At 63.8% G+C, this 16,099-nt stretch carries 10 protein-coding genes; 6 read left to right on the top strand and 4 right to left on the bottom strand.

Annotated elements, in window-relative coordinates; genetic code table 11:
• Positions 1–99: 99 nt before the first annotated feature.
• A complete protein-coding gene (locus HYH07_RS10535) occupies positions 100–3,663 on the bottom strand; it encodes an EAL domain-containing protein (RefSeq protein WP_220002426.1) in 3,564 nt (1,187 codons plus the stop codon).
• 417 nt (positions 3,664–4,080) lie between these two features.
• Here HYH07_RS10535 and HYH07_RS10530 point away from each other — a divergent pair, with 417 nt between their 5' ends.
• A complete protein-coding gene (locus tag HYH07_RS10530; protein ID WP_220002425.1) occupies positions 4,081–5,448 on the top strand; it encodes an LLM class flavin-dependent oxidoreductase in 1,368 nt (455 codons plus the stop codon).
• 15 nt (positions 5,449–5,463) lie between these two features.
• Entirely contained in the window at positions 5,464–6,249 is a 786-nt protein-coding gene (locus HYH07_RS10525; RefSeq protein WP_220002424.1) for a fumarylacetoacetate hydrolase family protein, read from the top strand.
• Positions 6,250–6,363: 114 nt separating this feature from the next.
• Here HYH07_RS10525 and HYH07_RS10520 read toward each other — a convergent pair whose 3' ends face one another.
• Positions 6,364–6,819, bottom strand: a complete 456-nt coding sequence (locus HYH07_RS10520; RefSeq protein WP_220002423.1) for an Lrp/AsnC family transcriptional regulator — start codon at positions 6,817–6,819, stop codon at positions 6,364–6,366.
• A 150-nt stretch (positions 6,820–6,969) separates the two neighbouring features.
• On the opposite strand from HYH07_RS10520, the gene HYH07_RS10515 reads away from it, so the two are divergent.
• Positions 6,970–10,419, top strand: coding sequence for an indolepyruvate ferredoxin oxidoreductase family protein (locus tag HYH07_RS10515; protein ID WP_220002422.1), 3,450 nt, complete (start codon positions 6,970–6,972; stop codon positions 10,417–10,419).
• Positions 10,420–10,573: 154 nt separating this feature from the next.
• Here the strand turns inward: HYH07_RS10515 and HYH07_RS10510 are convergent, their stop codons facing one another.
• Entirely contained in the window at positions 10,574–11,485 is a 912-nt protein-coding gene (locus HYH07_RS10510) for a LysR family transcriptional regulator (protein ID WP_220002421.1), read from the bottom strand.
• Between the two features lie 196 nt (positions 11,486–11,681).
• Here HYH07_RS10510 and HYH07_RS10505 point away from each other — a divergent pair, with 196 nt between their 5' ends.
• The 3 genes from HYH07_RS10505 to HYH07_RS10495 all read left to right on the top strand — a co-directional run bounded on the left by HYH07_RS10505 (position 11,682) and on the right by HYH07_RS10495 (position 15,083).
• Positions 11,682–12,863 (top strand): HlyD family secretion protein, encoded by a 1,182-nt coding sequence (locus HYH07_RS10505; RefSeq protein WP_220002420.1) that lies wholly within the window; start codon positions 11,682–11,684, stop codon positions 12,861–12,863.
• A gap of 115 nt (positions 12,864–12,978) precedes the next feature.
• Positions 12,979–14,598 (top strand): MDR family MFS transporter, encoded by a 1,620-nt coding sequence (locus HYH07_RS10500; protein WP_220002419.1) that lies wholly within the window; start codon positions 12,979–12,981, stop codon positions 14,596–14,598.
• A 23-nt stretch (positions 14,599–14,621) separates the two neighbouring features.
• A complete protein-coding gene (locus HYH07_RS10495) occupies positions 14,622–15,083 on the top strand; it encodes a carboxymuconolactone decarboxylase family protein (RefSeq protein ID WP_220002418.1) in 462 nt (153 codons plus the stop codon).
• A gap of 129 nt (positions 15,084–15,212) precedes the next feature.
• Here the strand turns inward: HYH07_RS10495 and HYH07_RS10490 are convergent, their stop codons facing one another.
• Positions 15,213–16,073: a D-amino-acid transaminase gene (locus HYH07_RS10490; RefSeq protein WP_220002417.1), complete on the bottom strand. Its 861-nt coding sequence runs from the start codon at positions 16,071–16,073 to the stop codon at positions 15,213–15,215.
• Positions 16,074–16,099: the final 26 nt, after the last annotated feature.

Genomic DNA, 16,099 nt, shown 5'->3' with positions numbered 1-16,099 from the left:
CTTTTAGGTTATTGTTTGAGCATGATCTTTTCGGAAAACCGCTGCACACTTTTCCGGATCATGCTGTAGCGCATCCGCCTCGATTGCGTTGCGCAGCCGTCAGACGATTGCGCGTTTCAACACCGGTCGCGCCTCGTCCACGGCCAAGTCCGTCTCCGGCTGGAGCGGCGGCGCGATCGGCAGCTCGATCGGCCGCAGCAGCTCGGCCACCTGCTTGGCCGGCAACGGCTTGGAGATCAGGAAGCCCTGCATCTCGTCGCAGCCATGGGTGCGCAGGAACGCTTCCTGCTCGGCATTCTCGACGCCCTCGGCAACCACCGTCATGCCGAGCGCCTTGCCCATGCTGATGATGGCCTGCGCGATCGCCTGGTCCTCCGAATCCTGCGGCAGGTCGCGCACGAAGGAACGGTCGATCTTGATCGTGTCGATCGGGAAATGCTTCATCAGCGACATCGACGAATAGCCGGTGCCGAAATCGTCGATTGCCAAGCGGATGCCGCGGCTCTGGATCGCGTCGAGCACCTTCAGCGCACGCCCGACATTGCGCATCATCATGCTCTCGGTGACCTCGAGCTGGAGCAGCACCGGCGACATGCCGGACGCCGCCAGCGCTTCGTCGACGTCCTGCAACAGATGCTCGTCGGCGAACTGCCGCGGCGACAGGTTCACCGCCATCGACAACGGCAGCAGGCCGCGGCGCTGCCAGGCCATCGCCTGCGCGCAGGCTTCGTTCAGCACCCAGCGGCCGATCGGCACGATCAGGCCGGTTTCTTCCGCGAGCGGGATGAACTGCGCCGGCGAGACGTTGCCGAGATCGGGATGGTTCCAGCGGAGCAGCGCTTCCACGCCGGTGATCTGCCCCGTCTCCATGTCGACCTTGGGCTGGTAGTTCAGCGAGAACTGCTTCCGTTCGAGCGCCCGGCGCAACGCGCTTTCGAGCGACAAACGTTCGATCGACTGCGTCTTTACTTCCTTGGAGAAGAGGCGATAGCCGTTCTTGCCGTCTTCCTTGGCGAGGTACATCGCCATGTCGGCGTTCTTGGTCAACGTCTGTGCATCGGCGCCGTTGGCCGGATACATCGCGATGCCGATCGAGGCCGTGGTGTGGCATTCGTGACCGGCGAGCTCCATCGGCTCGGCGAGCGCGGCGAGCAGCCCGGCGGCGATGCGCTGGACATCGTCGATCTCGCCGCACTGATCGAGGATCACCACGAACTCGTCACCGCCGAGGCGCGCCACAACGTCGCTGGTCCGTAGCGCGCCGCGCAAGCGATTTGCCACCTCGAGCAGGAGCAAATCGCCGGCCTCGTGCCCGAGCGAGTCGTTGATGACCTTGAAGCGATCGAGATCGATAAACAGCACTGCGAAGCGCTGATCATGGCGCTGCGCGTCGTCGATCGCTTCGCGCAGCAGCCCGTTGAAGGTCTCGCGGTTCGGCAGATCGGTCAGGCTGTCGTGCGAGGCGAGGTATTCGATCCGCTCGTCGGCTTTGTTCTTCTCGTCGGCGCGATCGAAATTCTCCATCGCGAAAGAGACGTTGTCGGCGAGGCGCTGCAACAACTCGACGAACTCGGATGTGAAGGTGTCCTGTTCCGTCGACATGTAGATCATGACGCCAACGGCCTTGTCGTGCGTGATCAGCGGAAATGCCGCGCCGGAGCGCGCGCCATCGGTGCGGACGACAGCATGGAAGGCGCTGACGCGGCTGTCGTTGACATAGTCGTTAACGATGCAAGGCTTGCGCGTGCGGAACGCCGTCCCGCTCATGCCCCGCCCCTCGGGTCGGCCGGCGTCGACGGAGAGACGGACATTGCGGGTGGTCCCGGCGGAAGGTCCCGCGGCTGCCACGATCGCGAGCTGATCGCTGTCGGCACTGGCGAGCGCAATGGTCGTCGAGGTAAACTTGCCGCCGGTGGACGCGGCCCGGCAGACGAGCTCGAACAGCTCAGCGCGAGACTTGGCGCGCACAATCGCTTCATTGGTGGCGCTGAGTGCCGCGAACATGCGCGTCAGGCGCTCCTTCTGCGCTTCGGCCCGCGCACGTTCGTCGGCCCGATCGAAATTGTCGAGCGCAAAGGCGACATTGGCCTGCAGCCGCTGCAGCAGCTCGACAAATTCCGGCGTGAAGGTGCCGCGCTCCGGCGAGTTGAACACGAATACGCCCTCGATACGGTCGCCGTTGAACAGCGGCAACGCCGCGGCTGATCCGATGCCGTGGCGGCGGGCATTGTCCGCCCAGGGCTTGATCCGGTCGTCGGACAGCACGTCATTGCTGATGCAGGGCTGGCGGGTACGGAAAGCCGTTCCGGTCAACCCGCGGCCTTCGGGCACCTGATCCGAGGTCGAAAATCTGAAGTTGCGAACCGCATCTGCGTTCGGACCGTAACAGGCGGCGACGCGGAGCAGCTCGGCCTTGTGATCGACCAGCGCGATGGCGGCCGAGGTGAATTTGGCGCCTTTCGCCGTTGCTTCGCAGACGAGATCGAACAGCTCGGCACGCGAATGGGCGCGCAGGATCGCCTCGTTGGTCGCGCTCAGCGCCGCATACATGCGCGCCAGGCGTTCCTCCTCCTCGGCGATCCGGGCCTTCTCGGCCTCGCGGTCGAAATTGTCGATCGCAAAGCAGACATTCTCGGCGATGCGCAGCATCAACCCGACGACTTCGTCATCCTTGGCCCAGGACTGGCTGAGGAAGGCCAGGATGACGCCGATGCTTTGGCCGTGCTTGACCAGCGGCGCCGCGACAAGCGCGGCGACGCCGGTGTTGACGTTGGGCTGCTCCCACGGCGTTCCCTTGGTGCGACGCGCGAGATCGCGCTCGACAATGGGCTTCTGTGTTCGAAACACCTCGCCGGAAATGCCGCGGCCGTAGGGATTGTCGGGATCGGTGGAGTAATGGGTCCGCGCCGCGATCTCCAGATTCTCGCCGGTGCCGGCGACGGGCTTCAACCAATGCGAATCCGGCTCCTTCAGCAGAACGAAGGTCGCCAGCGACTTGCCGCCGTGCACGGAGGCGTCGCACACGAGCTGATACAGCTCCTGCTCGTTCTTTGCACGAAGGATGGCTTCGTTAGTCGCGCTGAGCGCGCCGAACATGCGGTTGAGCCGCCGCGTCGTCCGCTCGCTGGCCTGCCGCGCGGCCTCGCGCGCAAAATTCTCCAGCGCGTAGGAAATGTTGGTCGACATGCGCTCGAACAGCGACACCATCTGCTCGTTCAGCGAGTTGGCCTCGCTGCGGGTCACGTACAGCACACCGACGCTGCTGCCGTTACACAGAAGCGGTAACGCCGCCGCGGCGCCGATATTCGCTTTGGTCGCGCCCTCACGCCATGCCAGCGAGCGCGGATCGTTCAGATAGTCGTTGCTGATGCAGAGCTTCTGCGTGCGAAACGCTTCGCCGCCGACACCCAAGCCCTCGGGCGCGCCGGCTTCGGTGGTGATCTTGAGCGCGCGCAGGCGAGCCACATCGTCGCCACGCCCGGCAGCGAAACGCAGGTGCTGGCCGTCCGGCTGCACCAGGAACACGGCGACGGCCATGAAGTCTCCGCTGGAAAACCCGGCGTCGCAGACCATCTGGTACAGCTCCTCCGGCGATTTCGCGTAGAGGATCGCTTCGTTAATGGCGCTCAGCGCCGCAAAGGTGCGCGCGAGTGACGTCGACACGGTCTCAACTCCCGGGCATTTCTGCCGATTTTTCCCGGGTACCTTATGAATAGGGATCGCCTAAATGGTCGTTATTGCGGCAGGGAAACCGCCAATCAGAGTGAACGAGCAGCGAATGCTAGCTGAAAAATGTCCGGGAATAACGCCGCGCGGCAGGAGCCTTCGACCAAAGGCGCGCTCTGTTTACGAATTTGCAGCCCTGTATTGGTTTACGGGAGATTGATATCGCACCTCCGCTTTGAGACGATGGCATCCAACAACAGGTCCGTTAAAGGCACGAAAGCCGAGGAAACGCCATGCCGATCGTCAAGGCCGACCGTCTCACGCGCGTCAGCGCGGCGCTGCTCCGAGCCGCCGGCGCCTCCGAGGACTTCCAAATCGCCCTCGATCTGTCCTGACACATCCGGAGACAGCAGCATGGACAGGCAGATGGTCCTGGTCGGCTTCCTTCAGGCGCAGAACTGCACGAACTTGCCGAGCTCGTGGCGGCATCCGGACTCGCGCAGCGACTTCATGTCTGCGGATTATTACCAGGAGATCGCGAAAATTCTCGAAGCCGGCAAATTCCACATGGCCTTCTTCGACGATCGTCTCGCCATGCCGGACCGCTACGGCAACGACCACGCCCACACCGTCGAATACGGCATCCGCTGCGTGAAGATGGATCCGATTGTCGTGCTGACCACGATGGGCATGGTGACCGACAAGCTCGGCCTGGGGGCAACCTGCTCGACCACCTATTACGAGCCGTTCGACGTCGCGCGCCGCTTTGCCACGCTCGACCTGATGTCGGGCGGGCGCGCGGGCTGGAACGTCGTGACCTCGCTCAACGACGGCGAGGCGCTCAATATGGGACGGGACTCCCATCCCGAACATGATTCCCGCTACGACAAGGCCGACGAATTCATGGAGGTCGTGCTCGGCCATTGGGACACATGGGAGGACGGCGCGCTCATCATGGACAAAAAGACTGGCCGCTTTGCCGATCCGACCAAGGTGAAGCGGCTCGATCACAAGGGCGCGGCCTTCAAGTCCCGCGGGCCGTTCACCGTGCCGCGCTCACAGCAGGGCCATCCCGTCATCATCCAGGCCGGCGCATCCGGCCGCGGCCAGCGCTTTGCCGGACGGTGGGGCGAAGTCATCTTCACCGCCGCGCGCAATCTCCAGGGCGCCAAGGACGGTTACGCCGCCGTGCGCAGCGAGGCCGCCAAGGCCGGCCGCGATCCTGATCAGATGTTCCTCTGCAATCTGACCACTCCGGTCTGCGCTGCGACCCAGGCGGAGGCGGAAGACAAGATGGCGCTGATCAACAAGCTGCCGCTGGAGATCGACGCGCTGTCGCTGCTATCCGAAGCGCTCAACTACGATTTTGCTTCCAAGGGTCTCGACGAACCGCTGACGACGGACGACCTCAGGAGCATGCAGGGCATTCTGGGCATCCGCGACGGCGTGCTGAAGGCTTCGGGCAAGAGCAACCCGAGCGCGCGCGACTTTGTCACCTTCTCCGGCCGCGGCCACGTGCATGACGCCATGGTCGGCGGCCCCAAGGAAATCGCGGACAGGCTGGAAGAAATGTTCGTCGAGCGCGGCTGCGACGGCTTTGTCATCGCGGCGACGTACGTGCCCGGCTCCTATGCCGATTTCGCGCAGCATGTCGTGCCGGAGCTGCAGCGGCGCGGCCTGTTCCAGAAGGACTATCGCGGCAAGACGCTGCGGGAGAATCTCGGCTTGACGCGCCCGGCCGCCGGTGCCTGGAAAGTGCAGCCGCACGATGCCGCAGAATAACAACAAGGACAGAACATGCGCTGGCTGAAATTCACCGCCTCCGGCAAGACCTCCTGGGGCGTGGTCGAAGGCGATCAGGTGATAGCGGTCGACGGCGATCCCCTCAGTGAATGGCAACGCACGTCGCGCACGCATCCGCTGTCGAAGGTGAAGATCGAGCTGCCGCTGATCCCCCGCACCTTCTACTGCGTCGGGCTGAATTATCTGAAGCACCTCAAGGAAGCCGCCGACAAGGCCGGTACGGTGCCGGCCGTGCCTGATCGCCCCGAGATCGGCTACCGCGCCCAGAACGCGCTGATCGCGCATGACGAGGATGTCGTGATCCCGTCGTTTGCGACGGAGAAGATCCATTACGAGGGCGAACTCGTGGTCGTCATCGGCAAGAAAGTGAAGCATCTCACCGAAGCGAACGCGATGGAATGCGTGTTCGGCTACACCATCGGCAACGACGTCAGCGAGCGTTCATGGCAGAGGGCCGATCGCAGCCTGTGGCGCTCGAAGAATGCCGACACGTTCAAGCCGATGGGTCCCTGGATCGAGACCGAGGCTGATCTTGCGACGATGGAGACCATCGTGCGCGTCAATGGCAAGGAGACCAACCGCTTCGCGACGAACGACATGATCTTTGGCGTGGTGCCGTTCCTGGTCGAGCTGACCAAGTATTTCACCCTGTGGCCGGGTGATGTGATCTGGATGGGCACCGATGGCGCGTCACCTGACATCAAGCACGGCGATGTCGTGGAGATCGACATCACGGGTATCGGGACGTTGCGGAACAGGTTTGTGCGGGAAGGAAAGTAATCGACAGTGGCGCAGGGCGGGCAAAGGCGCTCTTGCGCCGTGCCCACCATCATTCTCCACCATGAAATAACGTGGGCACGCTTCGCTTTGCCCACCCTACGGCACCCCCGTGCCTCAAAACGGCAGCGCGACGCTGGTCTTGATTTCCTTCAGCACCACATTGCTGCGGACGTAGCGAATGCCGGGGATGCGGAACATGAACTCGTCGAGAAAACGATTGTAGGCCGCCATGTCCTGCACGACGACGCGCAGGTGATAATCGGCATCACCGGTGGTCGCAAAACACTCCAGCACCTCGCGGCGCGTCGTGACGCGCGAGACGAACTCGTCGACGAATTTGGCGTCGTGCCGCTCCAGCGAAACATGGAGGATGGCCGACATCGCAAAGCCCGCCTGCTCGCGCGCGATGAGGGCGGCATAGCCGCGGATGACGCCGCTGTCCTCGAGTGCGCGCACCCGGCGCCAGCAGGCCGAGGTCGACATGCCGACCTCATCGGCGAGCTGCTGGTTGGTGGCGCGACCGTCCTTCTGGAGATGAGCGAGAATCCTGATGTCCTGGTCTTCAATCATCGAGGGCCTCAAATTGATAAACTATACCACATTTTGGTCAAACTAGCAAAAATCTACCGATATCCCAGCTTAACTGGGAAAAAAAGGTAAGACCTACCAGTCCCCCCGGCCTAACCTTCGCTATCGGCAGGATGCCGCGCGAGGTCCACCATGGACGCCATTCCGTCACTCGATGCCTACGAGCTCTCCGACCGCTACGATCGCGAGGAGGGCCGCGTCTTCCTTACGGGCACGCAGGCCATTGTCCGCATCGCGCTCGATCAGGTGCGACGCGACCGTGCGGCGGGGCTCAACACCGCCGGCTTCATCTCCGGCTATCGCGGCTCGCCGCTCGGCGGCATCGATCTCGAACTCTGGCGCATCCAGCAGCGGCTTGAGAAAGACCGCATCGAATTCCTCCCCGCGGTGAACGAGGACCTCGCGGCAACCGCGGTGCTCGGCTCGCAACAGGTGGAGACGCAAGGAGAGCGCGAGGTCGATGGCGTGTTCGGGCTGTGGTACGGCAAGGGCCCCGGCGTCGACCGCTCTGGTGACGCGCTCAAGCACGGCAACGCTTACGGCTCCTCGCCACATGGCGGCGTGCTGGTCGTCGCCGGCGACGATCATGGCTGCGTGTCGTCCTCGATGCCGCACCAGTCCGACGTCGCCTTCATGAGCTGGTTCATGCCGACGCTGCACCCCGCAAGCGTCCACGAATATCTTGAATTCGGCGAATATGGCTATGCGTTGAGCCGCTTCTCCGGCATGTGGGTCGGCTTCAAGGCGATCTCGGAGATCGTGGAGTCAGGCGCCTCCGTCGTGCTGCGCCCGCCGCGCCTTTTTCGCACACCCGACTTCACGCCGCCGCCTGATGGCCTGCACTATCGCTGGCCCGATCTGCCGGGCCCGCAAATCGAGGAGCGGCTGGAGGCGAAGAAACACGCGGTGTACGCCTTCGCAAAAGCCAATCCGATCGATCGGCACATCTACGACATTCCAAACGCCACCTACGGCATCGTCACCACAGGCAAGGCGCATCTCGACCTGATGGAGGCGCTGCGGCTGATGGGCCTCGACGAGGCCGCCTGCCGCAGTATCGGCATCGATATCTACAAGGTCGGCATGGTCTGGCCGCTGGCGCTGCACGACGCCATGGATTTCGTGAAGGGCAAGCGCGAGATCCTCGTGGTCGAGGAGAAGCGCGGCATCATCGAGAGCCAGTTCAAGGAATATTTTTACGACTATCCCGGCAGCAAGCCCGAGCGCATGGTCGGCAAGCATGACGAAAACGGCGCACGACTGATCTCCTGGATCGGCGAGCTGTCGCCACGCGCCCTGGCTGGCGTGCTCGCCCGCCGGCTCGATCCGATGTTTCCAGGGCTCAATCTTGCCGCGCGTGCGGCCGCCCTGATGCCGGAAGCTGCGCGCACGATCAACGTCCTGGGCGCAACACGTACGCCGTATTTCTGCTCGGGTTGCCCGCACAACACCTCGACAAAAGTGCCCGAGGGCTCGAAGGCGCTGGCCGGCATCGGCTGCCATTTCATGGCGAGCTGGATGGACCGCGAGACCTCGTCGCTGATCCAGATGGGCGGCGAGGGCGTGAACTGGGCGGCATCGTCGCGATTTACCGGCCACAAGCATGTGTTCCAGAATCTCGGCGAGGGCACCTATTACCACTCCGGCTCGATGGCGATCCGTCAGGCGATCGCTGCGAAAGCCAACATCACCTACAAGATCCTGTTCAACGACGCCGTCGCCATGACCGGCGGCCAGCCGGTCGACGGCCCCGTCAGCGTCCATGCCATCGCGCACAGCGTCCGCGCCGAGGGTGTGACGCGCATCGCGCTGGTATCGGACGACCCCGCGCAGTTCTCGCCGGCGAACCTACCTGATGGCGTCACCATCCATCCGCGCGAGGAGATGGATGCGGTGCAGCGCGAGTTGCGCGAGGTCTCCGGCGTCTCCGTGCTGATCTACCAGCAGACCTGCGCCACCGAGAAACGGCGGCGGCGCAAGCGCGGGCAGATGGCCGATCCCAAGCGCTTCGCCTATATCAACGACCTGGTCTGCGAGGGCTGCGGCGACTGCTCGGTCGAGTCCAACTGCCTCAGCGTCGAGCCGAAGGAGACGCCGTTCGGCCGCAAGCGACAGATCAACCTGTCCGCCTGCAACAAGGACTTTTCCTGCCTTAACGGCTTCTGCCCGAGTTTCGTGACGGTCGAAGGCGCGACGCGGCGGAAGAAGAGCGCCAGCCAGATCGACGCGATCGGCCGCGCCGCCATGCTCCCCCTCCCCTCTTCCGCAACACTCGACCGGCCTTACGACCTGCTCGTGACCGGTGTCGGCGGCACCGGCGTGATCACGGTCGGCGCGCTGATCGGCATGGCCGCTCATCTCGAGCGACGCGGCGTCTCGGTGCTGGACTTCACCGGCTTTGCCCAGAAATTCGGTCCCGTGCTGAGCTACATCCGCCTGGCCGCAAGCCCTGAGGCGCTGCATCAAGTCCGTATCGACCAGGGTGCAGCCGACGCGCTGATCGGCTGCGACCTCGTGGTCAGCTCGTCGCCGAAGGCCTCCGGTACCTATCGCCGCGGCACGCGCGCGGCGATCAACACCGCAGAGATGCCGACAGGCGACGTCGTCCGCCTCCGCGACGCCGATCTCGCCTCGCCTGCGCGCCTGCGCGCCATCCGGCAGGTCATCGGCAACGACAATGTCGACAGCATCGACGCCAATGCGCTCGCCGAGCGCCTGCTCGGCGATGCCGTTTACGCCAATATCATCATGCTGGGCTTTGCCTGGCAGCGCGGACTGGTGCCGGTCTCGCTATCGGCGCTGCTGCGCGCAATCGAGCTCAATGCTGTCGCGATCGAGCGCAACAAGCAGGCCTTTGCGTGGGGCAGGATCGCTGCCGCCGATCCGGGCTTCCTGCCGCAGACGAAAGAAGCGCCGAAGGCCGAGACGCTCGACCAGATCATCCTCAGACGCTCCGATTTCCTCACAGCCTACCAGGATGACGCCTACGCGGCGCGCTACCGGGCGCTGGTCGGAAAAGTCCGCGAGGCCGAAGCCGGGCTCAACAGCGAGGCGCTGACCGAAGCCGTCGCGCGCGCCCTGTTCAAGCTCATGGCCTACAAGGACGAATATGAGGTCGCGCGTCTGCACATGCAAAGCGGCTTCCTCGATGAGCTGAAGCGCGAATTCGAGGACGGCTTCAGCGTGCAGTATCATCTCGCGCCGCCATTTCTGCCGTCCGGTCACGACGCGCGCGGCCGCGCGCGCAAGCGCGCTTTCGGCCAGTGGATCCAGCTGCCGCTCGCGGTATTGGCGCGGCTCAAGGCGCTGCGCGGAACGCCGTTCGATCCGTTCGGCTATGCGGCCGAGCGGCGAACCGAGCGCGAGCTGATTGCCTGGTACGAGAGCATCATCGCGCAAATGCTCGGCAAGCTCGACGCAGCTCATCTGCCCGATCTCATCGCCATCGCCAAAGCGCCGATGGAGATCCGCGGTTATGGGCCGGTGAAAGACATCGCCATCGCGAAAGTGAAGCCTGAGGTCGAGCAGCTGCTTGCGCGTCTTGCCGCATCTTCGCCGGCAACGATGCGCGCCGCCGGTTGACGCCATTCCCGATGGCGTGTTCGGGCGATTGCCGCCGTCGCGCCGATGCCTTCGTAGGGTGGGCAAAGCGCAAGCGTGCCCACCCTTTCTATCAATCGGAAAAGACGTGGGCACGGCGCTTTGCGCCTTTGCCCACCCTACGAATGTCTGCGTCTCACGAATACGGATTGATCAGCTTCTGCTGCTCGGCGCTGTGATGCACCAGCATGTCGATGAAGGTCCTGACCTTCGCCGACAGGTGATGGCGATGCGGATAGACCGCGTTCATCGACAGCTCGACGGTCCGGTATTCCGGCAACAGGCGCACGAGGCGGCCTGCTTCAAGGTCGTCCTGAATGAGAAAACCCGCCATCAGGCAGACGGCGGCACCTCCCAGTGCGACCTTCCGCAGCGCTTCTCCGCTGTTGGTGACGAAGCTGCCTGAAATGCGCACCGACGCCGGTGCACCCTTGCGATCGAGGAAGCGCCACTCGTCGCCAAAGGGATAGTTCAGGTGACGACCGCAATTATGCGCAGTGAGCTCGTCGAGCTTCTGCACCCGGCCGTGCTTCTCGATGTAATCGTGGGAACAGCACAGCACGTGACGCCAGGTGGCCAGGCTCCGGACAATCAGGCTGGAATCCGGCGGCGGGATCATACGCAGCGCAACGTCGTAGCCTTCCTCGATGAGATCGACGTCGGCTTCGCCCATGCGTAGATCGACCTTGAGCTCCGGATAGGCCGACAGCAGCTTCGCCACCACCGGGGCCACGAATGGCACCATATGGGTGGCGACATGGATGCGCAGCGTTCCGCGCGGGGCCGACTGCAATTCGCCGGCGATGTCGTCGGCCTGTTCAATATCGGCGAGGATCTGGACGCAGCGGTCGTAATAGGCCTTGCCGATCTCGGTCAGGTTGACCTTGCGCGTGGTGCGATGAAGCAGCCTCACCCCGAGCCGCTCTTCCAGCGCCTGGACGTGATTGCTCACCATGGTGGTCGACATGTTGAGCTTGCGGGCTGCTGCGGAGAAACCGCCGGTCTCGGCCACCCGGCTGAACACTTCAATGCTGGTCAATCGGTCCATGGCACCACCTCGGCAGCAATCGCGCGACAGGAACGGCAATCGCTCTGGGGCAGTCGCGAGCCTCACCGCGTAGAGATCAGGCACCAAGCCGGCGGCCCCGATTATCCACCCTGAATGGATAATCCTTCCAGAATTTTGCCAATTATCACTTGCCCCGGCAAGACCGATAGTCTCAGCGAGCCGACCGGAGAGCGCCATGTCTGAAATGCCCCGCACCGAGACCTTCCAGCAAGCTACTGAAATTACGCGTGATTACGCCAAGGCGCCGGCAACAATCGCGGCCCGCAAGATGGTTCGACGCGCGGCCCTGATGCTCGCGCTCCTCGCCGGCGCTGCAACCATGGCCTATTATGGGCACGACTACTGGACCACCGGCCGCTACCTTGAAACGACCGATGACGCCTATGTGAAGGCGGATTCCACCATCATCGCCCCGAAGGTCTCCGGGTATATCGCGAAGGTGCTGGTCGGCGACAACGCGAAGGTCAGGGCCGGCCAGGTGCTGGCCCGGATCGACGACCGCGACTTCAAGGCAGCGCTCGGCCAGGCCCGCGCCGACGTTGCGGCAGCGGAAGCCTCCGTGCGCAACCTCGACGCCCAGCTCGAGCTGCAACAGCCTGTGATCGCGCAGAGCACCGCCGACGTCACGGCTGCCGATGCGAATCTGAAGTTTGCGCAGGAAGAGCGGGCCCGCTACGACGAGCTCATGAAGTCTGGCTCCGGCACGATCCAGCGCGCGCAGCAGACCGATGCGGCGCTCCGCGCCAGCAACGCGCAATTGCAGCACGCCCAGTCGGGCCTGGTTGCCGCACAACGCAAGGTCGACGTGCTGACCACCCAACGTGCGCAGGCCATTGCGCAGCTCGATCACGCTCGCGCGGTGGCCGATCAGGCCGAGCTGAACCTGTCCTACACCGAGATTACCGCGCCTGTTGACGGCACCGTCGGCGCCCGCAGCCTGCGGGTTGGCCAGTACGTGCAGGCCGGCACGCAGCTGATGGCGGTGGTTCCGCTCGATGCGGTCTACGTCGTCGCGAATTTCAAGGAGACCCAGCTCACGCATGTTCGCGCGGGCCAGCCGGTCGAGCTGCACGTCGACAGTTTTCGCAATCGCACGCTGCATGGCCATGTCGACAGCCTTTCGCCGGCCAGCGGGCTTGAATTCGCGCTGCTGCCTCCCGACAATGCGACTGGCAATTTCACCAAGATCGTGCAGCGCGTGCCGGTGAAGATTGTACTCGACGATCACAGCCTCACGGGCCTGCTGCGCCCCGGCATGTCGGCGGTACCGACGGTCGATACCAAAGCAACGGTAGTGGCCGAGCGCGAGACAGCCAGGCGCCTCGCCGACAACGCGCCGCGGCCAAACGGAGGCTGATGTCGCGGAGGATCGCGCGGGATTGTCAAGTTGCCTGATGATCCTTCCCGGACTTCCCTTGTTATCGAAACGTCCCGACGAACACATCCTGTCTCCTATCAGAGACGAGGCTTCCATGAGCACGCTTCAACCGACACTCGATGCAGCATCGGCTGCCAACCTCCCGGCCGCGCAAGCGGCAGCCGCAACGCCTGTCGTGTCCGCGAAAACCTGGATCGCCGTGGTCGGCGCCACGCTCGGCGCCTTCATGGCGGTGCTGAACATCCAGATCGTGAACGCTTCGCTCGCCGACATCCAGGGCGCGATCGGCGCCGGCATCGACGACGGCGGCTGGATCTCGACGTCTTACCTGATCGCCGAGATCGTGGTGATCCCGCTGTCCGGCTGGCTCGCGCAGGTGTTCTCGATCCGCATCTATCTGCTGACCAACGCGATCCTGTTCTTGGGCCTGTCGGCAGCCTGCGCGCTGGCGCCGGACCTGCCACAAATGATCGTGCTGCGCGCCGTGCAAGGGTTTACCGGCGGCGTGCTGATCCCGATGGCCTTCACGCTGATCATCACACTCTTGCCGCGTGCCAAGCAGCCGGTGGGGCTTGCACTGTTCGCGCTGTCGGCGACGTTCGCGCCGGCGATCGGCCCGACGATCGGCGGCTATCTCACCGAGAACTTTGGCTGGCAGTACATCTTCTACGTCAACCTCGTGCCCGGCGCGATCATGGTCGGCATGCTCTGGTATGCGCTCGAGCCCAAGTCGATGAAGCTGTCACTGCTGCGCGACGGCGACTGGGCCGGCATCATCACCATGGCGATCGGCCTCTCCGCCCTCCAGACCGTGCTGGAAGAAGGCAACAAGGACGATTGGTTCGGCTCATCCTTCATCGTCAAGCTCAGCGTGATCGCAGCCGTGGCGCTGACCGTATTCCTGATCATCGAGCTGACCGTGAAGAAGCCGCTGTTGAACCTGCGCCTGCTGGCCCGCCGCAATTTCGGCTTCGGCATGCTCGCCAATTTCCTGCTCGGCGTCGCGTTGTACGGCTCGGTTTTCATCCTGCCGCAATATCTGGCGCGCATCCAGGGCTACAATGCCGAGCAGATCGGCACGGTGCTGGCCTGGACCGGATTGCCGCAGCTGGCGCTGATCCCGCTGGTGCCGCGCCTGATGCAGAAGTTCGACGCGCGGATCATCATCGCCATCGGCTTCGTGCTGTTCGCCGGCTCGAACTTCATGAACATCTTCATGACCAACGATTACGCCGCCGATCAGCTGCTCTGGCCCAACGTCGTCCGCGCCGTCGGCCAGGCGCTTGTCCTGGCGCCGCTCTCGGCGGTCGCAACATCAGGCATCGAAGCTGAGAACGCGGGATCGGCGTCCGGCTTGTTCAACATGATGCGCAACCTCGGCGGCGCCGTCGGCATCGCGCTCCTGCAGACCGTGCTGACCAAGCGCGAACAGTATCACTCCAACGTGCTGATGCAGTCGGTCTCGGTGTTCGAGCAGGCCACCCGCACGCGGCTGGAACAACTCACGCAGTATTTCATCAATCACGGCGTGCTCGACCGAGCGGATGCGTCACATCGCGCCTATGTCGCGATCGGCCATGTCGTACAGAAGCAGGCCTATATCCTCGCCTTCAGCGACACGTTCTATCTGCTCGGCATGGCGCTGATCGTGGCCCTGATCGCGGTTCTCTTCCTGAAGAAGTCCGGCCATGTCTCGGCCGGGGAAGCCCACTGACCCCAAGCCAAAGGAGAACGACCATGAAGCCCCGCATGAATTTCTACCAGGCCGCCCCCGATACGATGAAGGCGCTGATGGCGCTGGAAGAGCAGATCCAGTCGACCGGACTTGAGAAGTCGCTGATCGAGCTCGTCAAGATTCGGGCTTCGCAGATCAACGGCTGTGCCTTCTGCATCAACATGCACACCGAGGACGCCCGCAAGCGCGGCGAGACCGAGCAGCGCATCTATCTGCTCAACGCCTGGCGCGAGTCTCCGCTCTATACCGACCGCGAGCGCGCCGCGCTTGACTGGACCGAGTCGGTGACGCTGATCTCCGAGACGCATGCGCCCGACGATGTCTATGAGCAGGTCCGTGCGCATTTCTCCGATGCGGAGACGGTGAACTTGACGGCGCTGATCGGCGCCATCAACGCCTGGAACAGGCTGGCGATCGCGTTCCGCGCGGTACATCCGGTGAAGGTGAAGGCGTCGGTGGCGTGAGCTCACCACAACGACGGTCTCGTAGGGTGGGCAAAGGCGCATTTGCGCCTTGCCCACCTTCTCTCCATGAATTCAAGAAGACGTGGGCACGCTTCGCTTTGCCCACCCTACGGTAGCGGAGCGTACCCCTTAAACCGCGGTCGCCTTGGCGAACTCCACATAGATCTCGCGCAGGCGCATCGCCATCGGGCCGGGCTTGCCGTCGCCGATCGTCTTGCCGTCGACGGCGATCACCGGCTGCACGAATGCCGAGGCCGAGGTGATGAACGCCTCCTTGGCGGCGAGCGCCTCGGCGACGGTGAAGGAACGCTCTTCGACGCGAAGCTGTCGCTCCTGCGCAAGCGCGATCACCGCCTTGCGGGTGCAACCCGGCAGGATCGCGTTCGAATTCTGTCGGGTGACGATGACGTCGTCCCTGGTCAGGATGAACGCCGTGGACGAGCCGCCTTCGGTGACGTAACCGTCTTGCAGCATCCAGGCTTCACCGGCGCCGGCTTCGGCCGCGGCCTGCTTCGCCAGCACCTGCGCCAGCAGCGCCACGCTCTTGATGTCGCGGCGCTCCCAACGGATGTCGGGGACCGTGATGACGTTGATGCCGGCCTTGGCCGAGGCGGCGTTGATAATGTCCTTCTCCGAGGTGAACATCACCAGGCTCGACTTGACGTCGGCCTGGGGGAACGGGAAGTCGCGACTCTTGTCGGCGCCGCGGGTGACCTGGAGATAGACGAGGCCGCTTTCGAGCTTGTTGCGGGCGATCAGCTCTTTCTGGATCTCGGTGATGCGCTCGAGCGTCTCCGGCAGCCTGAGCTTGATCTCGCCGACCGACCGCTGCAGCCGCGCCAGATGCGATGCGTTGTCGACCAGCTTGCCCTCCAGCACGGCCGAGACCTCGTAGATGCCGTCGGCGAACAGGAAGCCGCGATCGAGCACCGAGATTTTCGCGTCTGCGAGCGGGACGAATGAGCCGTTGACGTAGGCGATCGAGTCCAAGGCGGGTCTCCTGGCGGGAAAGTGGA

Source organism: Bradyrhizobium sp. BR 10261, assembly GCF_019455395.1.
GTDB lineage: Bacteria > Pseudomonadota > Alphaproteobacteria > Rhizobiales > Xanthobacteraceae > Bradyrhizobium > Bradyrhizobium manausense.
Note: the sequence above shows the minus strand (reverse complement) of the source record. Positions and strands in the feature narration are given on the sequence as shown.

Excerpts from the sequence above, each read along its gene's own strand:
- HYH07_RS10530 (WP_220002425.1), top strand. The coding sequence starts at position 4,081 with ATGGACAGGCAGATGGTCCTGGTCGGCTTCCTTCAGGCGCAGAACTGC.
- HYH07_RS10525 (WP_220002424.1), top strand. The coding sequence starts at position 5,464 with ATGCGCTGGCTGAAATTCACCGCCTCCGGCAAGACCTCCTGGGGCGTG.
- HYH07_RS10520 (WP_220002423.1), bottom strand. The coding sequence starts at position 6,819 with ATGATTGAAGACCAGGACATCAGGATTCTCGCTCATCTCCAGAAGGAC.
- HYH07_RS10515 (WP_220002422.1), top strand. The coding sequence starts at position 6,970 with ATGGACGCCATTCCGTCACTCGATGCCTACGAGCTCTCCGACCGCTAC.
- HYH07_RS10510 (WP_220002421.1), bottom strand. The coding sequence starts at position 11,485 with ATGGACCGATTGACCAGCATTGAAGTGTTCAGCCGGGTGGCCGAGACC.
- HYH07_RS10505 (WP_220002420.1), top strand. The coding sequence starts at position 11,682 with ATGTCTGAAATGCCCCGCACCGAGACCTTCCAGCAAGCTACTGAAATT.
- HYH07_RS10500 (WP_220002419.1), top strand. The coding sequence starts at position 12,979 with ATGAGCACGCTTCAACCGACACTCGATGCAGCATCGGCTGCCAACCTC.
- HYH07_RS10495 (WP_220002418.1), top strand. The coding sequence starts at position 14,622 with ATGAAGCCCCGCATGAATTTCTACCAGGCCGCCCCCGATACGATGAAG.